This window comes from Parabacteroides sp. D25, from assembly GCF_000307475.1.
Taxonomy (GTDB): domain Bacteria; phylum Bacteroidota; class Bacteroidia; order Bacteroidales; family Tannerellaceae; genus Parabacteroides; species Parabacteroides distasonis.
The window spans coordinates 275,949-297,590 of sequence record NZ_JH976506.1; the positions used below are offsets into that span (position 1 = coordinate 275,949).

Annotated in this window: 19 protein-coding genes; 11 read left to right on the top strand and 8 right to left on the bottom strand. The window is 45.2% G+C overall.

Annotated elements, in window-relative coordinates:
• Window positions 1-3: 3 nt before the first annotated feature.
• Together HMPREF0999_RS17215 and HMPREF0999_RS17220 are read left to right on the top strand one after the other, a co-directional pair.
• Window positions 4-1,584 (top strand): peptide chain release factor 3, encoded by a 1,581-nt coding sequence (locus tag HMPREF0999_RS17215; RefSeq protein WP_005861324.1) that lies wholly within the window; start codon window positions 4-6, stop codon window positions 1,582-1,584.
• A gap of 1 nt (window position 1,585) precedes the next feature.
• Entirely contained in the window at window positions 1,586-2,593 is a 1,008-nt protein-coding gene (locus HMPREF0999_RS17220; RefSeq protein WP_009276473.1) for an FAD:protein FMN transferase, read from the top strand.
• A gap of 131 nt (window positions 2,594-2,724) precedes the next feature.
• Here HMPREF0999_RS17220 and HMPREF0999_RS17225 read toward each other — a convergent pair whose 3' ends face one another.
• The 5 genes from HMPREF0999_RS17225 to HMPREF0999_RS17245 all read right to left on the bottom strand — a co-directional run bounded on the left by HMPREF0999_RS17225 (window position 2,725) and on the right by HMPREF0999_RS17245 (window position 7,243).
• Window positions 2,725-3,417, bottom strand: coding sequence for a YjjG family noncanonical pyrimidine nucleotidase (locus HMPREF0999_RS17225; RefSeq protein WP_009276474.1), 693 nt, complete (start codon window positions 3,415-3,417; stop codon window positions 2,725-2,727).
• Window positions 3,417-4,289 carry a hypothetical protein gene (locus HMPREF0999_RS17230; protein WP_005861330.1) on the bottom strand — a complete coding sequence of 291 codons (873 nt, stop codon included), beginning with the start codon at window positions 4,287-4,289 and terminating at the stop codon, window positions 3,417-3,419. Before HMPREF0999_RS17230 ends, HMPREF0999_RS17225 begins: the two co-directional genes overlap by 1 nt.
• A 19-nt stretch (window positions 4,290-4,308) precedes the next feature.
• The gene (gene rsmI, locus HMPREF0999_RS17235; RefSeq protein WP_005861332.1) at window positions 4,309-5,013 is read right to left on the bottom strand and encodes a 16S rRNA (cytidine(1402)-2'-O)-methyltransferase; all 705 of its coding nucleotides are present in this window, start codon (window positions 5,011-5,013) and stop codon (window positions 4,309-4,311) included.
• Window positions 5,014-5,022: 9 nt separating this feature from the next.
• Window positions 5,023-5,718: a hypothetical protein gene (locus tag HMPREF0999_RS17240; protein WP_005861334.1), complete on the bottom strand. Its 696-nt coding sequence runs from the start codon at window positions 5,716-5,718 to the stop codon at window positions 5,023-5,025.
• Between the two features lie 109 nt (window positions 5,719-5,827).
• Window positions 5,828-7,243 (bottom strand): ATP-dependent RecD-like DNA helicase, encoded by a 1,416-nt coding sequence (locus HMPREF0999_RS17245; RefSeq protein ID WP_009276475.1) that lies wholly within the window; start codon window positions 7,241-7,243, stop codon window positions 5,828-5,830.
• Window positions 7,244-7,336: 93 nt separating this feature from the next.
• Between HMPREF0999_RS17245 and HMPREF0999_RS17250 the strand changes: the two genes are divergently transcribed.
• The 3 genes from HMPREF0999_RS17250 to HMPREF0999_RS17260 are packed head-to-tail and all read left to right on the top strand — an operon-like array spanning window position 7,337 to window position 9,357.
• Complete coding sequence (locus tag HMPREF0999_RS17250; RefSeq protein ID WP_005861338.1) at window positions 7,337-7,972, top strand: hypothetical protein; 636 nt, start codon at window positions 7,337-7,339, stop codon at window positions 7,970-7,972.
• Window positions 7,973-7,984: 12 nt separating this feature from the next.
• Complete coding sequence (locus tag HMPREF0999_RS17255; protein WP_009276476.1) at window positions 7,985-8,809, top strand: DUF3822 family protein; 825 nt, start codon at window positions 7,985-7,987, stop codon at window positions 8,807-8,809.
• The gene (locus HMPREF0999_RS17260; RefSeq protein WP_009276477.1) at window positions 8,800-9,357 is read left to right on the top strand and encodes an RsmD family RNA methyltransferase; all 558 of its coding nucleotides are present in this window, start codon (window positions 8,800-8,802) and stop codon (window positions 9,355-9,357) included. Before HMPREF0999_RS17255 ends, HMPREF0999_RS17260 begins: the two co-directional genes overlap by 10 nt.
• On the opposite strand, the gene cls is transcribed toward HMPREF0999_RS17260, so the two are convergent.
• Window positions 9,329-10,765 carry a cardiolipin synthase gene (cls, locus tag HMPREF0999_RS17265; protein ID WP_009276478.1) on the bottom strand — a complete coding sequence of 479 codons (1,437 nt, stop codon included), beginning with the start codon at window positions 10,763-10,765 and terminating at the stop codon, window positions 9,329-9,331. The genes HMPREF0999_RS17260 and cls overlap by 29 nt on opposite strands.
• 597 nt (window positions 10,766-11,362) lie before the next feature.
• Here cls and HMPREF0999_RS17270 point away from each other — a divergent pair.
• From HMPREF0999_RS17270 to HMPREF0999_RS17280, 3 genes are all read left to right on the top strand, one after another.
• Entirely contained in the window at window positions 11,363-12,613 is a 1,251-nt protein-coding gene (locus tag HMPREF0999_RS17270; RefSeq protein ID WP_010185194.1) for a hypothetical protein, read from the top strand.
• Between the two features lie 11 nt (window positions 12,614-12,624).
• Complete coding sequence (locus HMPREF0999_RS17275) at window positions 12,625-14,955, top strand: carboxypeptidase-like regulatory domain-containing protein (protein ID WP_009276479.1); 2,331 nt, start codon at window positions 12,625-12,627, stop codon at window positions 14,953-14,955.
• Window positions 14,956-15,019: 64 nt separating this feature from the next.
• Window positions 15,020-15,751, top strand: a complete 732-nt coding sequence (locus tag HMPREF0999_RS17280; protein WP_005861351.1) for a YjbH domain-containing protein — start codon at window positions 15,020-15,022, stop codon at window positions 15,749-15,751.
• A 104-nt stretch (window positions 15,752-15,855) separates the two neighbouring features.
• Here HMPREF0999_RS17280 and HMPREF0999_RS17285 read toward each other — a convergent pair whose 3' ends face one another.
• The gene (locus HMPREF0999_RS17285) at window positions 15,856-16,830 is read right to left on the bottom strand and encodes a GNAT family N-acetyltransferase (RefSeq protein ID WP_005866962.1); all 975 of its coding nucleotides are present in this window, start codon (window positions 16,828-16,830) and stop codon (window positions 15,856-15,858) included.
• 12 nt (window positions 16,831-16,842) lie between these two features.
• Window positions 16,843-17,667, bottom strand: a complete 825-nt coding sequence (locus HMPREF0999_RS17290; RefSeq protein ID WP_009276480.1) for a 1-acyl-sn-glycerol-3-phosphate acyltransferase — start codon at window positions 17,665-17,667, stop codon at window positions 16,843-16,845.
• A gap of 476 nt (window positions 17,668-18,143) precedes the next feature.
• Between HMPREF0999_RS17290 and rsmH the strand changes: the two genes are divergently transcribed.
• From rsmH to HMPREF0999_RS17305, 3 genes are read left to right on the top strand one after another with little or no spacing between them, the layout of a single operon-like run.
• Window positions 18,144-19,061, top strand: a complete 918-nt coding sequence (gene rsmH, locus HMPREF0999_RS17295) for a 16S rRNA (cytosine(1402)-N(4))-methyltransferase RsmH (RefSeq protein WP_009276481.1) — start codon at window positions 18,144-18,146, stop codon at window positions 19,059-19,061.
• A 12-nt stretch (window positions 19,062-19,073) separates the two neighbouring features.
• Window positions 19,074-19,427: an FtsL-like putative cell division protein gene (locus HMPREF0999_RS17300; RefSeq protein ID WP_005861360.1), complete on the top strand. Its 354-nt coding sequence runs from the start codon at window positions 19,074-19,076 to the stop codon at window positions 19,425-19,427.
• A gap of 18 nt (window positions 19,428-19,445) precedes the next feature.
• The gene (locus HMPREF0999_RS17305) at window positions 19,446-21,641 is read left to right on the top strand and encodes a penicillin-binding protein (protein WP_009276482.1); all 2,196 of its coding nucleotides are present in this window, start codon (window positions 19,446-19,448) and stop codon (window positions 21,639-21,641) included.
• Window position 21,642 lies beyond the last annotated feature (1 nt).

Sequence of the window (21,642 nt, forward strand, 5' to 3'; positions counted from 1 at the left end):
AGAATGAGCCAGTATTCAGAAGAGATTGAAAGAAGAAGAACGTTTGCCATAATCAGCCACCCGGATGCCGGTAAGACTACGCTTACCGAGAAATTATTGTTATTTGGTGGCGCTATCCATGTAGCGGGAGCGGTGAAGTCTAATAAAATCAAGAAGACTGCCACGTCCGACTGGATGGAGATTGAGAAGCAACGCGGTATCTCCGTAGCTACCTCCGTAATGGCTTTTGATTATTCCGATCATAAGATTAATATCTTGGATACACCGGGCCACCAAGATTTCGCCGAGGATACGTTCCGTACCTTGACGGCGGTGGATAGCGTTATTATCGTGATCGATATCGCTAAGGGAGTAGAGGCGCAGACTCGTAAGTTGATGGAGGTTTGCCGTATGCGTAAGACTCCGGTGATCGTTTTTGTCAACAAGATGGACCGTGATGGTAAAGATCCTTTTGATTTGCTGGATGAGATAGAAGAAGAATTACAGATAAAGGTACGCCCATTGAGTTGGCCGATCGATATGGGACAACGTTTCCGGGGCGTATACAATATTTTCGAGCAGAAACTGAACCTATATACCCCGAGTAAGCAATATGTGACGGAGAATGTGGAATTCAAGGATATCACGAGTCCGGATCTCGAGACTTATATTGATCCTACGCAAGCCGCAAAGCTTCGTGAGGATATAGAGTTGATAGAGGGGGTTTATCCCGAATTTGATGTGAATACGTATTTGGATGGGGATATCGCTCCGGTATTCTTTGGCTCCGCTCTGAATAACTTCGGTGTGAAAGAGCTATTGGATTGCTTTATCCGTATCGCTCCCTCGCCACGTCCGATCCATGCGGTAGAGCGTGTGGTAGACCCGAATGAGGATAATTTCACCGGCTTTATTTTCAAGATCCATGCGAATATGGACCCGAACCATCGCAGTTGTATCGCTTTTGTGAAGATTTGTTCCGGTCGTTTTGAGCGTAATGCGAACTATAAGCATGTACGTTTCGGTAAGATGATGCGTTTCAGTAGCCCGACGGCTTTCATGGCTCAGAAGAAAGAAGTGGTGGATGAGGCGTTCGCGGGTGATATTATCGGTTTGCCGGATACCGGGAACTTTAAGATAGGGGATACGTTGACTTCCGGAGAGGAATTGCATTTCAAGGGGTTGCCGAGCTTCTCGCCCGAGATGTTCAAATATATAGAGAACGCCGATCCGATGAAGGCAAAGCAATTGAACAAGGGCATCGAGCAATTGATGGACGAGGGTGTCGCCCAGTTGTTTACCAATCAATTCAATGGCCGGAAGATTATCGGTACGGTGGGACAATTGCAGTTTGAGGTTATTCAATACCGCCTGTTGCATGAGTATGCCGCTCAATGTAAATGGGAGCCGATCAGCCTATATAAGGCTTGCTGGATCGAGAGTGATAACCAACAGGCATTGGAGAATTTCAAGAAACGTAAGGCGCAATATATGGCGTTGGATAAGGAAGGCCGTGATGTTTATTTAGCGGATTCCGGCTATGTATTGATGATGGCCCAACAGGATTTTCCGGATATTAAGTTCCATTTTACATCAGAGTTCTAATATGAAAAGTCGATTCTCCATCCTTTGCTTACTTGTTAATATCTTGTTGATAAGTTGTGAACAGGCTCCCCAATACTATGAGGTATCCGGAAGGCTTCATACACCTTATCATATTAAGTTTGAGCATACTAAACCATTGGATAAGGAGATTGACGAGCAGTTGAAATATTTCTACCACCTGTTTAATGCTTTTGATTCTACTTCGGTAATCAGTCAGGTAAACCAGAACCGTGACATACGGGTAGATACGCTCTTCCAAAAAGTCTTTAAGAAGGCACTGGAAGTATCTGCCGAGACAAATGGGGCCTACGACGTGACGTGCGCCCCGTTGATCAACCTTTGGGGGTTTGGCTTCAGCCGGAAGGATAGCGTAACCCCTGCCCATATCGACAGTGTCCGTCAGTTTATCGGTTTTCAGAAAGTTCGTTTAGAAGGGGATCGCATCGTGAAGGACGATCCTCGCTTAATGATGAACTTTTCTTCTTTGGCGGATGGAACGGCTTGCGATATGATAGCTCAGATGCTGGAGAAGAAAGGGGTCCGTAATTATTTGGTGGAGTTTGGTGGCGAGATGCGTGTGAAAGGCGTGAATCCCTCGGGCATGGATTGGCGCTTAGGGATCACGAAGCCTACGGATGACGCTGCTGGCATGAATCAAGAACTCGAGCAGATCGTTAGCTTCCCGAAACCGTTAGGAATGGCTACATCAGGCAATTATCGTAATTTTTATATAAAGGATGGACGTAAATACGCCCATACGATCGATCCCCGTGAAGGTTGCCCTGTACAGCGGGATATCCTTAGCGCTACGATTGTCTCCCCGGATGCCATGACCGCTGATGCGTATGCTACCGCATTTATGGTCTTAGGTTCGGAGGAGGCTAAATCCTTATGCGCTAAAGTGCCCGGCCTTGACTATTTTATTATTTGTTCCGATTCGATAGGAGACGGGTATCATCCGGAATACTCTGAGGGATTTCGCCGATACATGGTGACTGCCGATAAGTAATCAGTTAATTTATAATGTATTAAGATGTAGTTCTTAGAATAGGCATTGTAAGGTCTTTATGATGCCCATTCTAAGGATCATATAATGCCCATCGTAAGCACTCTATAATGGGCATTGTAAGAAAGGATATCTTATAAGATGGACCGGATCTCATCCAAGGAGCGGACTGTATAGGTTGGGATGAAGCCTACGGCAGGTAATCCTTCAGGATTCAACCATATCTGGTCGATCTTGGATTGGTAAGCCCCAATGATATCAGCTTCCCAGCTATCCCCGATCATTAAGCTCTCGGACCGGCGTGAGTTCGTGTTCTTTAAGGCGAAGTCGAAAATACCTTTATGGGGTTTTTGTATATTAGCGTCCTCGGACAGGATCATCCGTTCGAAATAAGGAGCCAAGCCTGCGTTGCTAAGTTTCTTGAATTGTACCTCACGGAATCCATTGGATAAAATAAATAACCGATAGGAAGGGCGAAGATATTCCAGTAATTCAATGGCTCCGGGCACTAATCGGGTTTTGGTGGTCGTGCGTTGCAAGAAATCATTATTTACCGATAAGACGGTTTTCTTATCTTCTATTCCTAACGGACGAAGTACATAGAGAAATCGATCCAAGATTAAGGTTTGCCGGTCTATTTCCCCTGAACGATACTTGGCCCATAAGTCTAGATTATGAGGCATATAAATATCAAAGAAAGCCTCGAAGGAGGCATAATACCGATTAAAGTGGTAATCGGTATATAGCTCTTCAAGGCATTCTTTATTGTTATGGTACGTATCCCAAAGGGTATCGTCCAAATCGATAAATATACTTTTATAAATCATTATCCAACTTCGATCACTAAATACTTGCCTAGGCTCCAGAAAGCCTTCTCGTCATTTATTTTCAAGGTCAAGTTTCCGTCTTCATCCTCTACGAACTCATAAGATCCTTCCGGATGATTGGATTTTAGTTTAGCCTTGCTTGCGAACAAAGGAATTTCTTTTACCTCACGGATATCGATAGAGATGAAATAATCCTTGTTGAAACCACTCTGCAATACTTTAGATTTAGAGAACAGGCCACCACCGGATAAGATCTTCTGTTCCTTCAATTCCTTGGAAGTACCGAAACAGTAGTAAGCCGTGTGAAGGGCTTTATCTTGAGCGTTCAATTTCTCGGATTGAGCGGCTGCGGTAGTAGCCAGACTTTCCACATCCTCATTCAAGGAACTTACCATCTCGTCCAATTCTTGGATACGTACGTTCTTCTTTGCCAAATCCTCTTGCAAAGCGACAATCATCGTTGCCTTTTGATCCAGCTCGGAGGAAAGACGATCGATCGTCTTTCGTAATGCGGAAGATTGAATACCGCTTTTCTTCAATTTCTCCTCCAACTGGCTGATTTGCTCCTTGTTCTTCTTCAAGGTCTCGCTGATCAATTGCATGTTCTGCTTGATTTGATCTCTGCGTGACTGATTTAGCTCACCGCCGGTTTGTTGTTGGATTGTCAAATAATTCTCGGCATCACGTATAGATTGAAAATCAGATTCAATATCATTTAGGGTGGAGAGCATATCATTAAGCTCATCCGTGTTCTTCGTATTCTCGATACGTAGAGAATCGTTCTCAGCCTTTAGTTTCTTGTAATCCGCTGAATTTTGGCCGCAAGAGGCCAGCATGGCTGTGCAGACACATACTAATAATACTTTCTTCATGTTCTTTTTGCTTGTTAAGTTAAACATCTTTTTCTGTCTCTTTGTCCTTTTTATCTTTTAAGCCTGCTAATACAATAACAATCTCACCCCTTGGTTCGTTCACGGTAAAATGCTGAATTACTTCTTCTAAGGAGCCTCGTACGGTTTCCTCGTGTAATTTGGATATTTCCCGGGATACTGATACTTGGCGGTCCGTACCGAAAAACTCGGCGAATTGTGTCAAGGTCTTGAGCAGACGGAAAGGTGATTCATAAAAAATAATAGTCCGGTATTCCAAAGCCAATTCTTTTAGCCGGGTCTGCCTTCCTTTCTTTTGAGGGAGAAACCCCTCGAAACAGAACTTCTCATTGGGTAATCCGGACGCTACCAAGGCGGGCACGAAAGCTGTAGCTCCGGGCAGGCACTCTACGTCTACCCCTTGGCGAACACATTCCCTCACCAACATGAATCCCGGATCGGAGATGGCCGGCGTACCGGCATCGGAAACAAGGGCGATATTCTCGCCTCCCTTGATACGGGCCGCGATTTGCTCCACCGTCTTATGTTCATTGAACTTGTGGTGGGACTGCATCTTGTTTTGTATCTCGAAATGTTTCAGCAAGATGCCGGTCGTACGGGTATCCTCCGCTAAAATAAGATCAGCTTCTTTTAGCACACGGATCGCCCGGAATGTCATATCTTCCAAGTTACCAACAGGGGTTGGGACTACAGTCAATTTTGCCATATCGTATATTTATGAGAAGCGTTTTTCCAATAGCTTGATGAAATCGGCTACGGAAGCGTCTTCTATATTCCAGTTCAACACCTTGTTCAGATAAGTGACCGATTCCTCGTACGAGCTAAGATCGTTCAGGTCTGAGATCGCCTTATTCATTTTCTCCTCATTTCCTCCGAATAATTCCCTTCTGAAGCGGAAACGATCATTTAAACTGAATGCCTTACGGAAATCAGAAAGATTCTTTTTCTCCAATATATCATTCAGTGAAATACTGGATTTATCCGCTAATATAGTTTTATGTGGAATCTCTATCTCTTTCAAGGGGATTGTCTCTTGTACGATCTTTTCTTCTGGGATCACTTTTTCGACAATTGGTTCTACTACGATAGGTTCCTCAACGACCGGTTCTTGTACCTGTACGACCTCGATCGTAGGGGATACTTCCGGAGCCGGTTGCACCTCCGGCATCTGTAAAGGTTTACTTACGGGAATAGAATCGATAAGTCGTTGATGTTCCTCCATTTGTTTACGCAAAGCCTCTAACTGAAACTCCTCCAGCGTATGAAGCTCCTTCAATACCTTGTGGGTCAACTGGAAGGTCTGGTTGAAGAAAGAGGCGGGATAAATTTCCGCGTCCCTCATTCCGGCTACCAACTTCTCCAGCTCCCTGATATCGATCAATAGATAATCTATTTTTTCCTTGTTTGCCATTTCTATATGTTTTTCAGATGCTATAAATCATCCGGACATACGTATGTTTTGCAACAAAAATAAGTATTTCTTGTCAATGTTGCCAGTTTCGATCTTAAAATATTGTAAATCATTCGACGAACTCGTCCGGTAAATTCACCAGATATAGGTGATGGGTCGCCCGGGTAAAAGCCGTGTAGAGCCACCGATAGAAATCCTCACCAAGCATTTCCTCCGTGATGTAACCGATATCGAGAAAGACGTTCATCCATTGGCCGCCTTGGGCTTTATGGCAGGTTACCGCATAAGCGTATTTTACTTGGACGACGTTGTAATGAGGATCTACCTTCATCTTTTTCATTTTTCCCGCCTTGGTAGGAATGTCCTCGTAATCTTCCAATATGGTGTAAAAGAGCTTGTCGTTTAGCTCCTTAGGGAGGGCGGGGGAGTCGGTCTGTAAAGTATCTAATAGGATTTTCAAATCGATTTCCAGATCATAATCTTGAAAACGAGCCGTGATGTCGGCAAAGCGGAAGCCATACATCTCCGTGACACGGCGTACTCGCATGACTTGAATGATCTCTCCGTTCGCTATAAAGTCCATCTCCTTGCAATTCGCTGTCCAATAATAATTGTTCTTCGCTACCATTAAATGATCGCCGGACGATAGCTCTTCTTCCCTGTATAGGATACGGTTACGTATGCCGTTATTATAAATCGTTGCTCGTTTATTCGAGCGGGAGATAATCATTGTCTCTTCCATACCGTCGCGGCTATAGGCGGAAGATATTTCCTCAATTAGCTCATCTCCATTGACTTTCGTGAAATCGGAGAAGCCTTTTAATTGTAATTTCGGAAAGATCTCGACCGTGTGGTTTCGTAGTGCGTCTCGTAGCCGGGTTGCGTTGAACAGGATTCCCGAGTCCTCGCTTTGGCGTACGACTTGAGTTAACGCTATCTCCCAAACCTGTAGGTTGTAACCCCGTAATATCTCGGGATTCAAGGCGGGACTCTCCGTTTGCATCACCGGAGGAAGCTGTGCGACATCTCCCATTAGGATAAGACGGCAGTTTTCCCCGGAATAGACATACTGGATTAAATCGTCCAACAGGCGTCCGGAGCCAAAAACAAATGAATCCAATCCCTCGTTGGCGATCATAGAAGCCTCGTCGACGATAAAAAGTGTATCTTTATGTAAATTATCTGCCGGCATGAAGCCCGTCGGCTCATTGGAAAACGCCCGTTGACGATATATTTTTTTATGAATTGTATACGCTTTTTGGCCAGCGTAGCCCGAGAAAACTTTAGCTGCTCGTCCGGTTGGAGCCAACAAAAACGTTTTTTGCTTTAGTTCGTTAAGCGTTTTCACCAAAGCCCCGACCAGAGAGGTTTTTCCGGTTCCTGCGTAGCCTTTCATCAGTAGAAGGCTGTCCGGTTCCTCAGACAAGAGAAATTCGGTAAGCGTATGAAGCGCTAAAAACTGATCATCCGTCGGTTTATAGGGGAAATTTCGTTCGATTTGCTGGCTTATGTAACTATTTATCATTTTGATCGCAATAATTTTCGCGATAAAGGTAGTGTATTAAATATTCTTTTTTAAATTTGCCGAACGAAATAAATTCAAAAAACAATACAAACCATGAAAGTTACATTAAAGATTTTATTAGCTGCCGCAGTTGTACTGCTAGTTTACATGTGCTACAAGAGCGTCACTGGTCCGATTGAGTATGATGATCAGAAGACTATTCGTGACAATGCGATCATCGCCCGTTTGATTGAAATCCGTAAGGCTCAGATCGAATACAAGAACATGTATAAGACTCATGCCGGAAGTTTCGACGATTTGGAGAAATTCTTGAATACGGATAAGTTGCCGTTCTTGATCAAGGAAGGTGTATTGACGGATGAGCAGTTGGAGAAAGGTATGACAGAAGCAGAGGCTGTTAAGAAAGGTTTAATCAGACGTGATACCATGTGGGTATTGGCGAAAGATACTTTGCTGGGTAAGAACTATGATGTAGCGGCTATGCGTTATGTTCCGGCCGTTCCGGGTGAAAAGATTACTTTCAAGATGGATACGGCTACGTTGAAATCTGGTTCTGGTTATGAGATCAAAGTATTCGCTTGTGAGGTTCCTTACAAAGAATATTTGCGTGACATGGATGCTCAGTTGACTTATAACTTGATCGACAAGGCAGAGAAACAAGGTAAGTTCCCGGGATTGCGCGTAGGTTCTTTGGAAGAAATTAATAACAACGCAGGTAACTGGGAATAATCAGCGGCTCATATGACTATCAGCATTCCTGATACGTTAACTACTGATAATTCGGAAAAGTATATAGTGTCCATCCGGCTTCGGTCGGGTGGACTTTCTTTTTCCGGGTATGATCCCTCGGCTGGAGGAAGTTTCTTTTATCGGGAAACGGAATTCGATCGGGCGGTCTCTTTCATTTCTTCCCTTAAGGAGTTTTTCTTCGCTCATGAGTTTCTTACGTGGACTTATAAACGGATTAACGTGATCTGTGTATCTCCGGAATATAGCTTGGTCCCTGATAATTATTGGGGGGACGGTAAGGAAGGGCATTTATTGGATTTCTGCTTTTCTACACTGGAATTGCATTGCTTAACCGATATTTTAAAGGAACAACAGGCTAAGTTGGTGTTTGGTGTGGACGAGGAGGTTTACGAATTTTGCTCCCGTTCTCTTTTGCATCCTTTTTTCTCCCACTACATGACTTCTCCGCTAACGCTATGGACAAAAGAAAGTAGTGCTAGCTTACCCCGGCAAATGTATGTCGTGATAGAACGAAAGCGGATGGATGTGGCGTGCTATGCTCAAGGGAAACTCTTATTTGTGAACTCTTACCCGATCGACCAATCGGACGATATAGTATACTATATATTATATGTATGGAAACAGGCGGGATTGGACCAAGAAAAGGACCAGTTGCTTTTAGCGGGGGAATCTTCCTCGCAAATGCGGGTTCTGGAGCGATTGCGAGCCTATTTACGCCATGTTAAGCCGGTGGAGATCCCTTCGGAAGCCTATTTGCTGGGAACGGATGTAACGAAAGCCCCTATGGATTTAATATCTTTATTAATATGCGAATAATAAGCGGTATATACGGTCGTCGGCGTTTTGACGTGCCCTCTTCGTTTAGCGCACGTCCTACGACGGATTTTGCGAAAGAGAATATTTTTAACGTAGTAAATAATTTGGTGGATCTGGAAGGTATGGATGCGTTGGATCTTTTTGCCGGAACCGGAAGTATCTCTTTTGAGTTGATCTCACGAGGATGCCGGAATGTAACCGCCATAGAGAAAAATAACGCTCATGCCTCTTTTATAGCCAAGGTAGCGAAAGAGCTGAAGACGGATGCGTTGGCTCTGATTCGTGGGGATGTTTTCCGTTATTTGAATTCAGCCCCTAAGCAAAGTTTCGATTTCATCTTTGCCGATCCCCCATATGCCTTGCCGGAGTTGCCGGAAATACCCGCCTTGGTTTTCGAGCGTGATTTACTAAAGAATGGAGGGATATTCATCATGGAACATCCTAAGACCAATGACTTCTCATCTTTGCCTTATTTTTATCAGCACCGGGTGTATGGCTCCGTGAACTTTAGCATCTTCCTTAAAGAAGGGGAGAAAACAGACGCATAAATGATTCCGCCATGCGTTGCTTGAGGGGGCGCTTTAACCAGCGGGAAGGGATCAAACGCTCACAGTGATGCATGTCGTGTGTAAAGATGCGTTTCATTTGCAGGGCGAATTCCTTTTGATATACGAAAGCGTTAATCTCGAAGTTATGCTCAAAGCTACGGAAGTCCATATTGGCGGACCCGATGCTTGTCAATGCGTCGTCGGACACGACTAGCTTGGAATGCAAGAAGCCCGGTTTGTAGAGGTATACTTTTACGCCGGCCTTTACCATCTCGTCGATAAAGGAATGACTGGCCATATTCGCTGAACGTGTATCGGAACGCTTAGGCAGCATCAAACGAACATCCACTCCCCCTAAGGCGGCGGTTTGCAACGCTTGGTTTAATCCTTCGGTAGGCAGGAAATAAGGGGTTTGTATAAAGATATACTTCTTGGCGTTGGCGATCATGAAAATGGTCGCTTGCAACAAAGTTCTCCATTGACCTACCGGACCGCTAGTGGCGATTTGCATAATATTATCGCTATAGATTTCGGCAGCCGGATAGTAAATCCGATCGTTCAAGAGTTTTTTACTAACCACGTACCAATCGATGAGGAATACGGATTGAAGCCCGTGTACTCCTTTCCCTACGAATTTGAAATGCGTATCCCTCCATGTGCCCCAAGAGGTTCCCTTATCGTATCGGTCGGCTATATTCATGCCTCCCATAAACCCGACTTTACCGTCTATCACGATAATCTTGCGGTGGTTCCGGTAATTCACCTTACTGGTGAAAACGGGGAACGCTACCCTCAAGAACGCATATACCTCGATACCCGCTTCCTTCATTTCCTTAAAGAAGCCGTCTTTTACATTCCAGCAACCCACATCATCATAAAGTACACGTACCTTCACGCCTTCTTTTACTTTCTTGATAAGGAGTTGTTGCACCTGTTTTCCTATCTCGTCATCACAGAATATATAATATTGTATATGGATATGGTGAGTCGCTTTCTGGATCTCTTCCAGCAAGTCTTTGAACTTATCGGTACCATTCGTATAAATCGTGATTTGTGTTCCGTATAGGAGGGAGGATTGGTTGGTGTTAGTCAACAAGGTCGATAAAGGTTTATAGGGGTCCGGAACTACGCAGGCGTCTTGAGGTAATTTACCCTCTTGCGGCCTTTTCATGATGCGTTTATAGGTACGCCTCGATATGATCCGTTGTTTCCGGTTATCTTGTCCAAAGAAGAAATAGAAAAGCAGTCCGATACCGGGTGCTAATAATAAGACGATTACCCAAGGAATTGTCTTTAACGGATTCCTATTCTCTGTAATGATAACTAATACCAGTCCTAATATAGTGACGCTATACAATATGATAAATATCGTACCAACGATTAACTGTATATGAATGGCTGCTAACATGAAACTCTCTCTTTGCTATAATCTGCTATAATTTGCTAAGATAAGAATGCTTTCCGAGAATAGCAAATTTCCGTATTTTTTTTGGGCTGTATAGAAGGGCCAAAAAGTAAGCTAACTTAAATGGCAAAGTAAGCTAACTTAAATGCCCAAGTAAGTTAACTTACTTTGCCAACGAAGCTAGCTGACTTTGGAAGCGGGGTTATGTACATTTTAAAATAATGAGGTTGTTCTCTAAATATAAAGTGTCATTTGTTGATTTTGGCGCAGGCTATTATGAGAAGTATCTATGATAACAATAAAAATATTTAGATTGAAAACGACTGTAAAAAACGATCGTTTCAATTATTCGTTTGCAAAGGTAGGCATTTCTCCGAGACTGGCAACCTTTTCCGATTAAATTTTGTCCTGCTATATATCTTTTTCTCAACAGGATATATTAATCAAAGTGTCACGAATATGACAAAAGAGCATCATCTTTTTGCTTTCTAAAAAAATGCAAGATCTAAACGATCGTTTTCACTAGTCGTTTTTTATGTGGAAGGGTAAGAATAAGAAAAACAGTAAACCAATGATAACTTGGAATCAAACTCTAGAGATATGAATAGAAAGTCTTCTATACGAGCCATTTTACTCCGTAAGGAATGCCTTTTATTCTTTTTGCTACTATTGCCTATGTTTACAAAGGCGCAATATAATAAGGTATATGCGGATATCACCGCGAATATGCTGGTCGATATGGGTTTTGAGAATGTTATCTGGTCGGAAGACGAGAAGGAGAGAGTATATGTCTTGGAGAATACCCCTTGGCGTTTGCAGGGTGTGGGACTGGCCCATGCCATAGACCGCATCCAGAAAACAGGCTTGCCGGAGAAGGGCAAATCCTGCCGTATCGTCGTATTGGATAATAATATACCGCAGATCTCATTGATCTATACGGCAAATCCGGACAGCTTGAAGGCGGCTCCCGGCTCCTATGCGGCCCGTTCCGCCTGGGATGCTACTTACGATCTGGGCGATAGCTGGGATAAGGTGAAAAAAGAGTACCGTATGAATAGCTCCTTATTTAAAGTAGACGTGGTGGTTTATCCAGAGTTGTATCTGAAGAACCTCATTATCACGCAAATATACCAAGTATTATTCAACCTCTCGCCTGCGATCGAGGTCTCTTTCTGGAATGGGATGAAGCTGACGGCGCAGATGGTATTTCCTATATATAATGATGGATATGGTCCTTGGGCGGGTAAGATTCACCCGGGCATGGTTACCCTTTCCCAATCTTTTCGTTTACCTTATCGTACGTTCGCCAGAGCCAGTATCGGTTTGTTCAATGCGGATCGTTATGGCGTGGATTTAGCGGTAACCCATCATTTGAAGGATGAACGTTTTTCTTTGGAAGGACGTATTGGTTGTACGGGTACGGGATCTTGGCAGAAGTTTGAATATCATTATGGAACTCACCAACGGGTGACATGGTCGCTGGGAGGTAGTTTCTACTGGCCAAAATACAATACGCAAGTCTCCTTGAAAGCCGAGCAATACTTACTGGGTGAGATCGGAGGACGGATTGACTTGATCCGCCATTTTCGCTATTGTTCGATAGGATTTTATGCGATGAAGGCGCAAGGTGCTTTGAAAAACGGCGGTTTCCGGTTTCAAGTGGCTCTTCCTCCTTATAAATATAAACGTAAGAATGTGCGGGTGCTTCCTTCTGACAACTGGGGTATGTCTTACAACGCCGGTAATGAACGCTATTATTATAAGGGGTATAAAGCCTCGCCGAATGATAACATCATGCAACAGAATCAATTCAACCCGTACTTTATAAAGTCGGAATTACTCAATTTTTAAATAGTTTTATTATGAGAACAATTACAAAGTTACAGACCTTATTGGTCTTGTTCCTTACGACAGCCATGGTATGTTTCATGGGCTGTAAGGATGACGATGATGATGTGCCTACTCCGGATGGTGGTGGCACTGTTGCCACCTATGCGATTAGTGGTACGGTCATGGATGCCAGCAACAACCCGATGGCTGGCGTTAGCGTAGCTCTTTCTGGAGCTCAATCTCTTAGTGCTACGACGGGTTCTGATGGAACGTACTCTTTCGACTTGAAAAGCACACCAGGCTCTTACAAAATCGCCTTTAAGTCGGAAGGCTATGCAGACAGAAGCTATGATGTGGATGTGAAGAAGATCGAATCGGGTGTTGGACAGTATGTAGTAAACGCCGTCATGGTAAAGGGCACGACTCCCGATACTCCGAAAGAGTATAAGAAGGCGAAGTACAATCTTTCCGTATCGATCGAGGATGTTGTGGGAAAAGCTATCTCTACTTCCAGCCTTTCTGTTGTCGTAAAATACGGGGATAAAGAGATCGCTAAAGAGAATAAACCTAATTTTAAGGTCTCTGATGTGACTCCCGGTATCTACGACGTAGTAGCTACAGCTTCCGGATATACTAAAGCCGTGGCTAAGGTTGTCGTTTCAGCCGTTCCGGATCAAGAAAAGAAAGAGGGCGAAGGTGATACATTCGACGTTGAGTATCCAGCTATTATCGTGATGAATGTCGCTCCTTCTATTCCAGTAGACCCGGATGATCCTTCTAAGCCGACAGATCCTTCTGACCCGTCTGATCCTTCCAAGCCAACAGACCCGTCTGATCCTTCCGATCCTTCCAAACCGACAGATCCGTCAAAAGCGACTTATATCGTATCTGGTATAATAACAGACCTATCTACGGGCGCAGACATCAAAACAGCGGAAGTCACATTGATGTTAGGAAGTGAAGAGTTATTTATTTCTAAGAATGAGAGTGAGTTCTCTTTCAATATCGCATCATCAAAGGTTACGGAGGATGCTCAATTTATCTTGAGTGTTAAAGCCGCAGGTTATACGAGCTACTCTCGTACGATCATCTTTAAGGTTGGTCAGAGTATGAACTATGTATTTCCTATCACATTGAACCCTGTAGGTACAGGTGGAAATACGGAGATTGATTTTTCTAAATATGGTGTTCAGGTTCCGGAAAAAGAAGCGGAAAAAGTAGCGGATGAGATTAAGAATGCGATTAACGCAGGCGGAACCGAAGAGGTTAAGGTGTCTGGTGTCACTTATGTGGATGAGAATAATGTTGAGCAAAAAGTAGACGTTGTCATTCCTGCTAATGTCTTAGATAACTATAAAGGTGCGGATAATGAGGTTCAAGCTCCAGTTATTAAGGTCTTGAATCAAAGTGATGCTGAGAAATTGACAGAATCGATAGGAGTGATTGAAAGTACGACCGCTGATGGTATAAAAGAGAAAGATGAGGTAAGTTTGGTCGCGGAAAGTGGTAAGCCTGTCGTTATCGTTATGCCGGCAAGTAGTAATCAAACATTGGTGATCGAACGTGATATGTCTGCGGAAGCTCTGCAATCCAATAATGTGACTTCTGATGCTGGTGCGGTAGCCAGTGTAAGCCGTGTATATAAAGGCGAGCCTAGCGGTACGGTATTCTCTCCGGCTTTGAAGATCTCGTTCGACGCTCCGAAGGATTTGGTTTCTTCTACACAGCCTATGGCATTGTTATATGCGACCACAGGCATAGATAATAAGGAGATCATGAAGATTGATCCTACGGCGGACCCTGTTTATATCAATGGTACTGGTGCGGAAATGTCTGTCGCTCACTTCTCTAAGTTTGCCGCAGGTTTTGAGTTGGCATTAGCGGAAACTGAAGATATCAGTACTGATACTACAATCGTAGAAAAGGTTGTTGACTACTGTTCTGATGGTAAGGCAGGAAACATTCCTGTAGTTGTTACAACTACAAATGCTTATGTTGGAGAAAACTTGCAGGATCTAGTCGGAAAGTCTAACGTAGATGGTCAAGTCGCTAAGAATGCGGTTTATAACCGAATCTCTAATCGTTTGCAAGCTGATGGTTATCAGATTGGTACCCAAACATCATTGACTACATCCGTTCCTACGGAAGCTGATCGTACGGTCGCTTCTATGAGCTTGAAGAAGACATATACTACAAATACGTATGTATTTAAGTTTATGACAAAGGGTAAGAAGGTGGAAGAGATTCAGGTTGTAGCTAAAAAACTTATCAAGATAGAAGGTACTCCTGTCTACAAGCAATCCCACGGTCACGGACATGGTGATGGCAATAACGCCGGTGGCGGTATCATCATCCCGGATTAATGCTTGATATTTGAAGCTTGATTAAATAATGTTGAGCCGGAAGTTTATAAGTAAACAAAGAAAAATGAAGAAATTACTCTTATTAATCATATTCTTAAGTTGCTGGACCTTACTTCCGGCTCAATTATCTTATGGCACGACAGGGCTATTGCATGCCCCGTCCGCCGATATGCAAAAGGACAAGACCGTGATGCTTGGCGGAAACTTCTTGCATCAAGAGCTTACGCCTCCCAAGTTTAATTTTAATACGTGGAATTATTATTTGAACGTGACGATCTTCCCGTTTCTGGAAGTAGCGTATACTTGTACGCTGTTTACGGCCGAGAGCCTTGGATTGGATAAGCATGGCTATTCCGGATTCACGAACCAAGATCGTTATTTCTCCGCCCGCTTACGTGTGTTGAAAGAAAGCAAATACATCCCCGCTGTCGTGCTGGGGACTTCGGACCCTTTTACGTCATCCGGGCATAAATTCGCTTCAGCCATAGGGAACGGCTATTTCTGCCGTTATTATCTGGCCGCTACCAAACATTTTCAGCTGGGAAGGGAAACCTTAGGCGTTCATTTATCCTATCTGTATAACCGCCGTGAGGATTATCCCTTGAACGGTGTAGCGGGAGGTATCACCTACAATCCTTCATTCGCCCCGCATTTGAACGTCATAGCCGAATACGATTCGAAAGACTTCGCTATGGGAGCCACTTACCTGCTATTCAATCATATACATTTTCAATTTGAATTGCAGCGAATGAAATATTTCTCCGGTGGACTGTGCTATAAGATTTATTTAAAATAAAAAGAGGTTCAGCTTTTGTCCGTTTTTAATCCGCTTGGAGGCGAACGGTTAGGCTGAACCTTTTTATATCTTGTTACGCTGTCGCGCCAGCCATATCTACGGCTTTATTCCCCGATGAAATTCTTGCGTATCAACTCGGCGGACTTGTACTCCTCTTCCAGATACGTCTCAATATGCCGTTTCTTCTTATCCTCTAATATCTCGTTAATAGCGATTAAGATACCCGTTTCTTCCACCTCTCCAAACTCATGGTTGATCGCTGTGCCGAATACACGCATCTTAGGCGACAAGCTCATGTAAGCATTTACCAAAGGAGGCACGTTGATGCCGAATTTACGAACCTCTTGGTTCAATACCTTGTAGTTATCCTTGAAATTATCGTGAGGGAAAAGAGATCTCATCTTCTCTACATCCATATTAGTCTCCAAAGGATATACCGGAGTGATCAGTTGGTCTGCGTCCGGGAAATGCAATCCGAGGAAGTATAAGATCATATTACGGGCCTCTTGGTTGTACGTATTGTACATAGTCACCTTCCCGAAATAATACCTCAAGCTCGGATCAACCACGGATAAAGCCCCCAATCCATCCCACAGGTTATCCAACACGAATAAGCCTTTCGCCCCGGAACGGGTGGATTGATACTCCAGAGCCACGAACGAGCGTCCCAACTCTACCGTATAAGGAAGGATCTCCTTGATAAATTTCTCTGAGAAATTAAACAAGTGCGAGGTCGCCAAGATCGGTTTGCCATTCTCGTCGAACTTAACGTCCGAACCACAAAGGAAACGGTATCCCCCCAAGATCTGCTCATCTTCCGGGCTCCAGACAATCAGCTGGCGGTAAGCGTCTTCCATCGTGTCATACTCATCGATATCCACAGGGAATCCCGTGCCACCCCCGTAATAACGGAAAGCGACCTCCCGCAGACGCCCTATCTCTTGCATGACATTGGGTGAGTCGTGCGCCGTGACGATATAAATCTCATTCTTCGATTTATTGGTACTTCTCAACCTCTTCTCTTTGGTCAATTCAGCCTTCAGTAGTGCCCTGTCTATGGGATTGATAATGTCTTGCATATGTTTCGTCTGTTAATCCTTGAGTTTGTAAACCTTGTTTTTTATCCACTCAGCCCATTCGGCGGGTTTCTTGCTATTGTCGAATGTCTGCCAAGGGATAGGCTTCCCGAAATAAATCCGGAAGGTCTTATGTTTGCTCCGGAACATCTCGTCCGGTAAATAAATCATCTCATAATTCATCTTTATACCCAACGCCTTGCGTATCCGGGCGAGGTTATAGAAGAAATTGGAATTCTTCCCGTCGAAATAGACCGGTACGATATCCCGCTTGTATTGCACCGCCTTCTGGATGAACGATTTCTTCCACTCCAAGTCTTGTATCTTGCCACCAATCTTGCGAGAGCATAATCCAGCGGGGAAAGTGATGATCTGGTCGTCCGAGGCAAAAGCCTCCTCCAGCATCCGTGCGTTGTCCTTTCCTTGGGTGCCGTGTTTGTTGATCGGTACAAAGATGGATTTTAGATTGGAGAGATAAAGTAATAAATCATTGACCGGATACTTGATGCGGCCTTCGAACCGGGAACCGATAACGGCGGAGAGACAGATACCGTCCAATCCTCCGAGCGGATGGTTGGAGGCGAAGATATAGCGCCCTTCGGTCGGGATGTTTTCCTCATGTACCAGATCGAGGGTAAGGTCAAAATAGCCGATAAGCTCACGCATGAAATCTACCCCTTCCTTATCGTGGTAACGGGTTAATATATCATTCAGTTCCTCTTGATGAACCGTGCGAATCAAGTAGTCCACGATAAATCCCGGAATCTTGCGTGACGCCTTGGGCGCCTTTTGTGCCAATACTTGCTTAATATCTATCTTTGTCACACCTTGTTTTGCCATCTATATAAGCTTGTCAAGGGGCAAAGATAAAGTTAATAATTAAAACGAGAGAGGTTTGAGTGAAGTTTTTGCTTTTTCGCCAGCTATCTTGGCCTTTTCCCCTTGATCTTTTAGCCGCTACCATTAGGGAGGTTAGTCCCCGGGCGCTTGACTATCGGTTATCTAACGGCTGTTGGACGATCATGCACCATCTGTTAGAAGATCATCTACCAACTGTTGCATGATCGTCCAACGGCCGTTAGAAGATGAAGGTGAAAGGAAGAATTGGTTAACGGATACCGGTGAAAAGCGTAAGAGATAAGGACGAAAAGACGAAGGGTTAACGACCTGTTGATAACTTTTTCCTACTTTTCTTATATAAATGTTGGCGGGTAATTTTGGAAATGTGTACTTTTACCCACCGATAAGGCATGTGCGTGCGTATCAAAGGAGTACGGCGCTTTATTTTAAGAGGAAGTTTAACGTAAGAACGACGAATGGAAGAAAAAGATAGTTGCTATCATGTACCGGTAATGCTGCGGGAAAGTCTGGAGGGATTGGATATCCGTCCCGACGGGATTTACGTGGATGTTACGTTTGGCGGTGGAGGACATTCCCGCGAGATCTTGAAACGGTTGGGTAGCGAGGGCGAACTTTACGGCTTTGACCAAGATGCGGACGCGGAGCATAATATCCCGGCAGATCCACGATTCACTTTCGTGCGCAGTAATTTCCGTTATTTGTATAATTTTATGCGTTACTATGGAGAAAGCGGGGAGGTAGACGGTCTGTTGGCGGATTTAGGTGTCTCTTCCCATCATTTCGACGATAAGGATCGCGGTTTCTCTTTCCGTTTCGACGGGGCGTTGGATATGCGGATGAATACGCGTGCGGGGCAGACCGCCGCTGATATCGTCAATAATTATACGGCGGAGGCGTTGGCCGATGTGTTTTATCTATATGGCGAGCTGAAGGTGTCACGGAAATTAGCCTCTGTGCTGGTGAAAGCCCGTGAGACAAAGAAGATAGAGACGATCGGGGACTTCTTGGAGGTGATCAAGCCGTTTACGGGAAAGGACAAGGAGAAGAAATTCTTGGCGCAAGTCTTTCAAGCGCTTCGTATCGAGGTGAACGATGAGATGAGGGCGCTGAAAGAGATGCTGCGGAGTACCTTGCGGGTGTTGAGACCGGGAGGACGATTGGTGGTTATCACGTATCACTCCTTGGAAGACCGTCTGGTAAAGAACTTTTTGAAGACCGGAAACTTCGAGGGGAAATGCGAGCAGGATTTCTTCGGGAACGTACGATCGCCTTTCCGCTTGGTCAATAATAAGGTAATCGTCCCGACCGACGAGGAGGTGGAGCGGAATCCCCGTTCCCGGAGCGCCAAGTTGAGAATCGCTGAGAAGGTATAAGGAGAAATAGATATGGAAGAAAACGGACAACATAAGAAAACGAGGAAGAAGGAGAAGCGTCTTTCGTTCTGGTATATACTCGGTGGCGGCGTGCTGAAAGAGGATTTTATCTTGAGGCATACGCGCATGATCGTGTTACTTGTCGTGTTGGCGTTTTTCTTTATCGGTAACCGGTATACTTGTATGCAAAAGCTGCGTGAGATCGACCGGTTGCAACAGCAATTGAGGGATGTGCGTTTCGAGGCGTTGTCGATCTCATCCGAGTTGACCGGCAATAGCCGCCAATCGCAAATCGAGTTGCTGATCGAGGAGCAAGGTATTGATCTGGAGGGTGCGAAAACCCCTCCTTATGAGTTATATAAGTGAGATAAGGTGTAAATAGGTATGTCTGAAGAAAACGAACCGAAAGAAATAGAGCCTAAAGGTAGCCGGATTTTATTCTGTTACTTCGTGGTCGTGCTGTTGCTGGGGCTTGTGGCCGTAGGAATCCTGTTCCGTGCCTTTGATACGGCCTTCGTGGAGAGGGATAAATGGATGAAGGTGGCCGAGAGCCAGAAACGACCGAACCGTTTGGTGTTGCCCGGACGTGGCAATATCTATTCGTCGGACGGTAAGTTGATGGCTACCAGCGTGCCTCGTTATTATATGTATATCGACTTTAAGGCGGATGCGTATACTCCGGCTAAGGATGCCAAGTATAATTGGCTGGATACGTTCAAGACGTCCAAGAAGGATGGGGTGGACTCGTTGGCGTTTTATCTTTCCCGTAAATTGAAGGATCGTACGCCGGCGGGCTATAAGGCTTATCTGCTGAAAGGGCTGAGCGGTAAAAGCCGCCAGTTCCCGATTTACGCGGGGAAGGTCTCGTATTCGGACTTGAAGGAGATCCGTAAGTTCCCGTTCCTTCGTCTGGGACGTTATAAGAGCGGTTTTTATACGAAGGAGATGGTGCAGCGCCAGAAACCTTTCGGGACCTTGGCGTCTCGTACGATCGGTGATATCTACGGAGAGATCGAGGAGGGTGGAACTACGAAGGGGAAGAATGGATTGGAGTTGCAATACGATTCGCTCCTGCGGGGGCAGGCCGGGTTGAGTTCCGTTCGCCGTGTCGGTGGAGGCTGGACGAACGTGATTGAGGTGGACCCGGTGGATGGCATGGATATTCGCACCACGATCGATATCAATATACAGGATATAACCGAGAAATCGCTGGTCGATAAATTGAAGGCGATCGATGCCGAGTCTGGTACGGCTGTCGTGATGGAGGTCGAGACCGGAGAGATCAAGGCGATCACGAATATGGGGCGTATCCGTGAGGGCGTATATGGCGAGACGAAGAACCATGCCGTGGCGGACGAGATCGAGCCGGGCTCTACTTTCAAGGTGGCCTCTATCATGGTGGCCTTGGAGGATGGTTTATGCAATCCGGGAGATACGGTCGATGTAGGCAATGGTATATATATGTATAAGGGGGCCCGCATGACGGACCATAATATGAATAAAGGCGGATACGGTCGGATCTCGGTGGAGCAGGCGATTTGGTATTCCTCCAATATCGGTGTGGCCAAGACGATCCTGAAAGGTTATTCGGATAACCCGACAAAGTTCGTGGAGGGACTGTACCGTATCGGTATGAACGCGGATCTTCGTTTGGAGATACCGGGGGCGGGACGTGCCAAGATACGTCGTCCGGATGATACGACCCGTTATTGGTCCAAGACCACTTTGCCTTGGATGTCGTTCGGTTACGAGACGCAGGTACCGCCGATCAATACGTTGGCGTTCTTTAATGCGATCGCGAACGACGGGAAGATGGTTCGCCCGATGTTTACGAAAGAGATCTTACATAACGGCAAGACCGTGCAGAGTTTTTCCACGGAGGTGATCAACTCTTCGATCTGCTCGGATCATACGCTGGCGTTGATAAAAGATATGTTGCTGGGAGTCGTGGAGAAAGGGACCGGTAAGGCGGTTCATTCGGATATTGTCCGGATCGCCGGAAAGACCGGTACGGCGCAGATCGCTACGGGCGGTGTCTACCGTACGAGCGGGCACCAAGTCTCTTTCTGTGGCTATTTCCCGGCCGATCATCCGAAGTATTCTTGTATCGTGGTGATCCGCCGTCCCCGTATTGGTTATCCTTCGGGCGGTACGATGTCGGGAGGCGTGGTGCGTGCGATCGCCGAGAAGATATACGCCAGCCATATGTCGTTCGATGTCCGGGATATGGAACGGGATTCGATGGCCGTGATGGTACCTCGTGTGAAAGGCGGCGATCTGAGGGCGGTAGAGGACGTATTAGATGAATTGGATATTAAGGCGGATACGGACAGTTTGGAGACAAAGTGGGTCGTAGCCTCCGCCGAGCAAGAAGAGAATAAGGTGAAATTAAGCGATCTGACGATTCGTGAGGGCCTGGTACCCCGGGTAGTCGGCATGGGTGCTAAAGATGCGGTTTTCTTGTTGGAGCAAGCCGGTCTGCGTGTCTCTTTGTCGGGTGTCGGACGGGTCGTTTCGCAGAGTATTCAACCCGGACAGCGAGTGTCTAAGGGGCAGACCGTATTATTAACATTGAAATAGG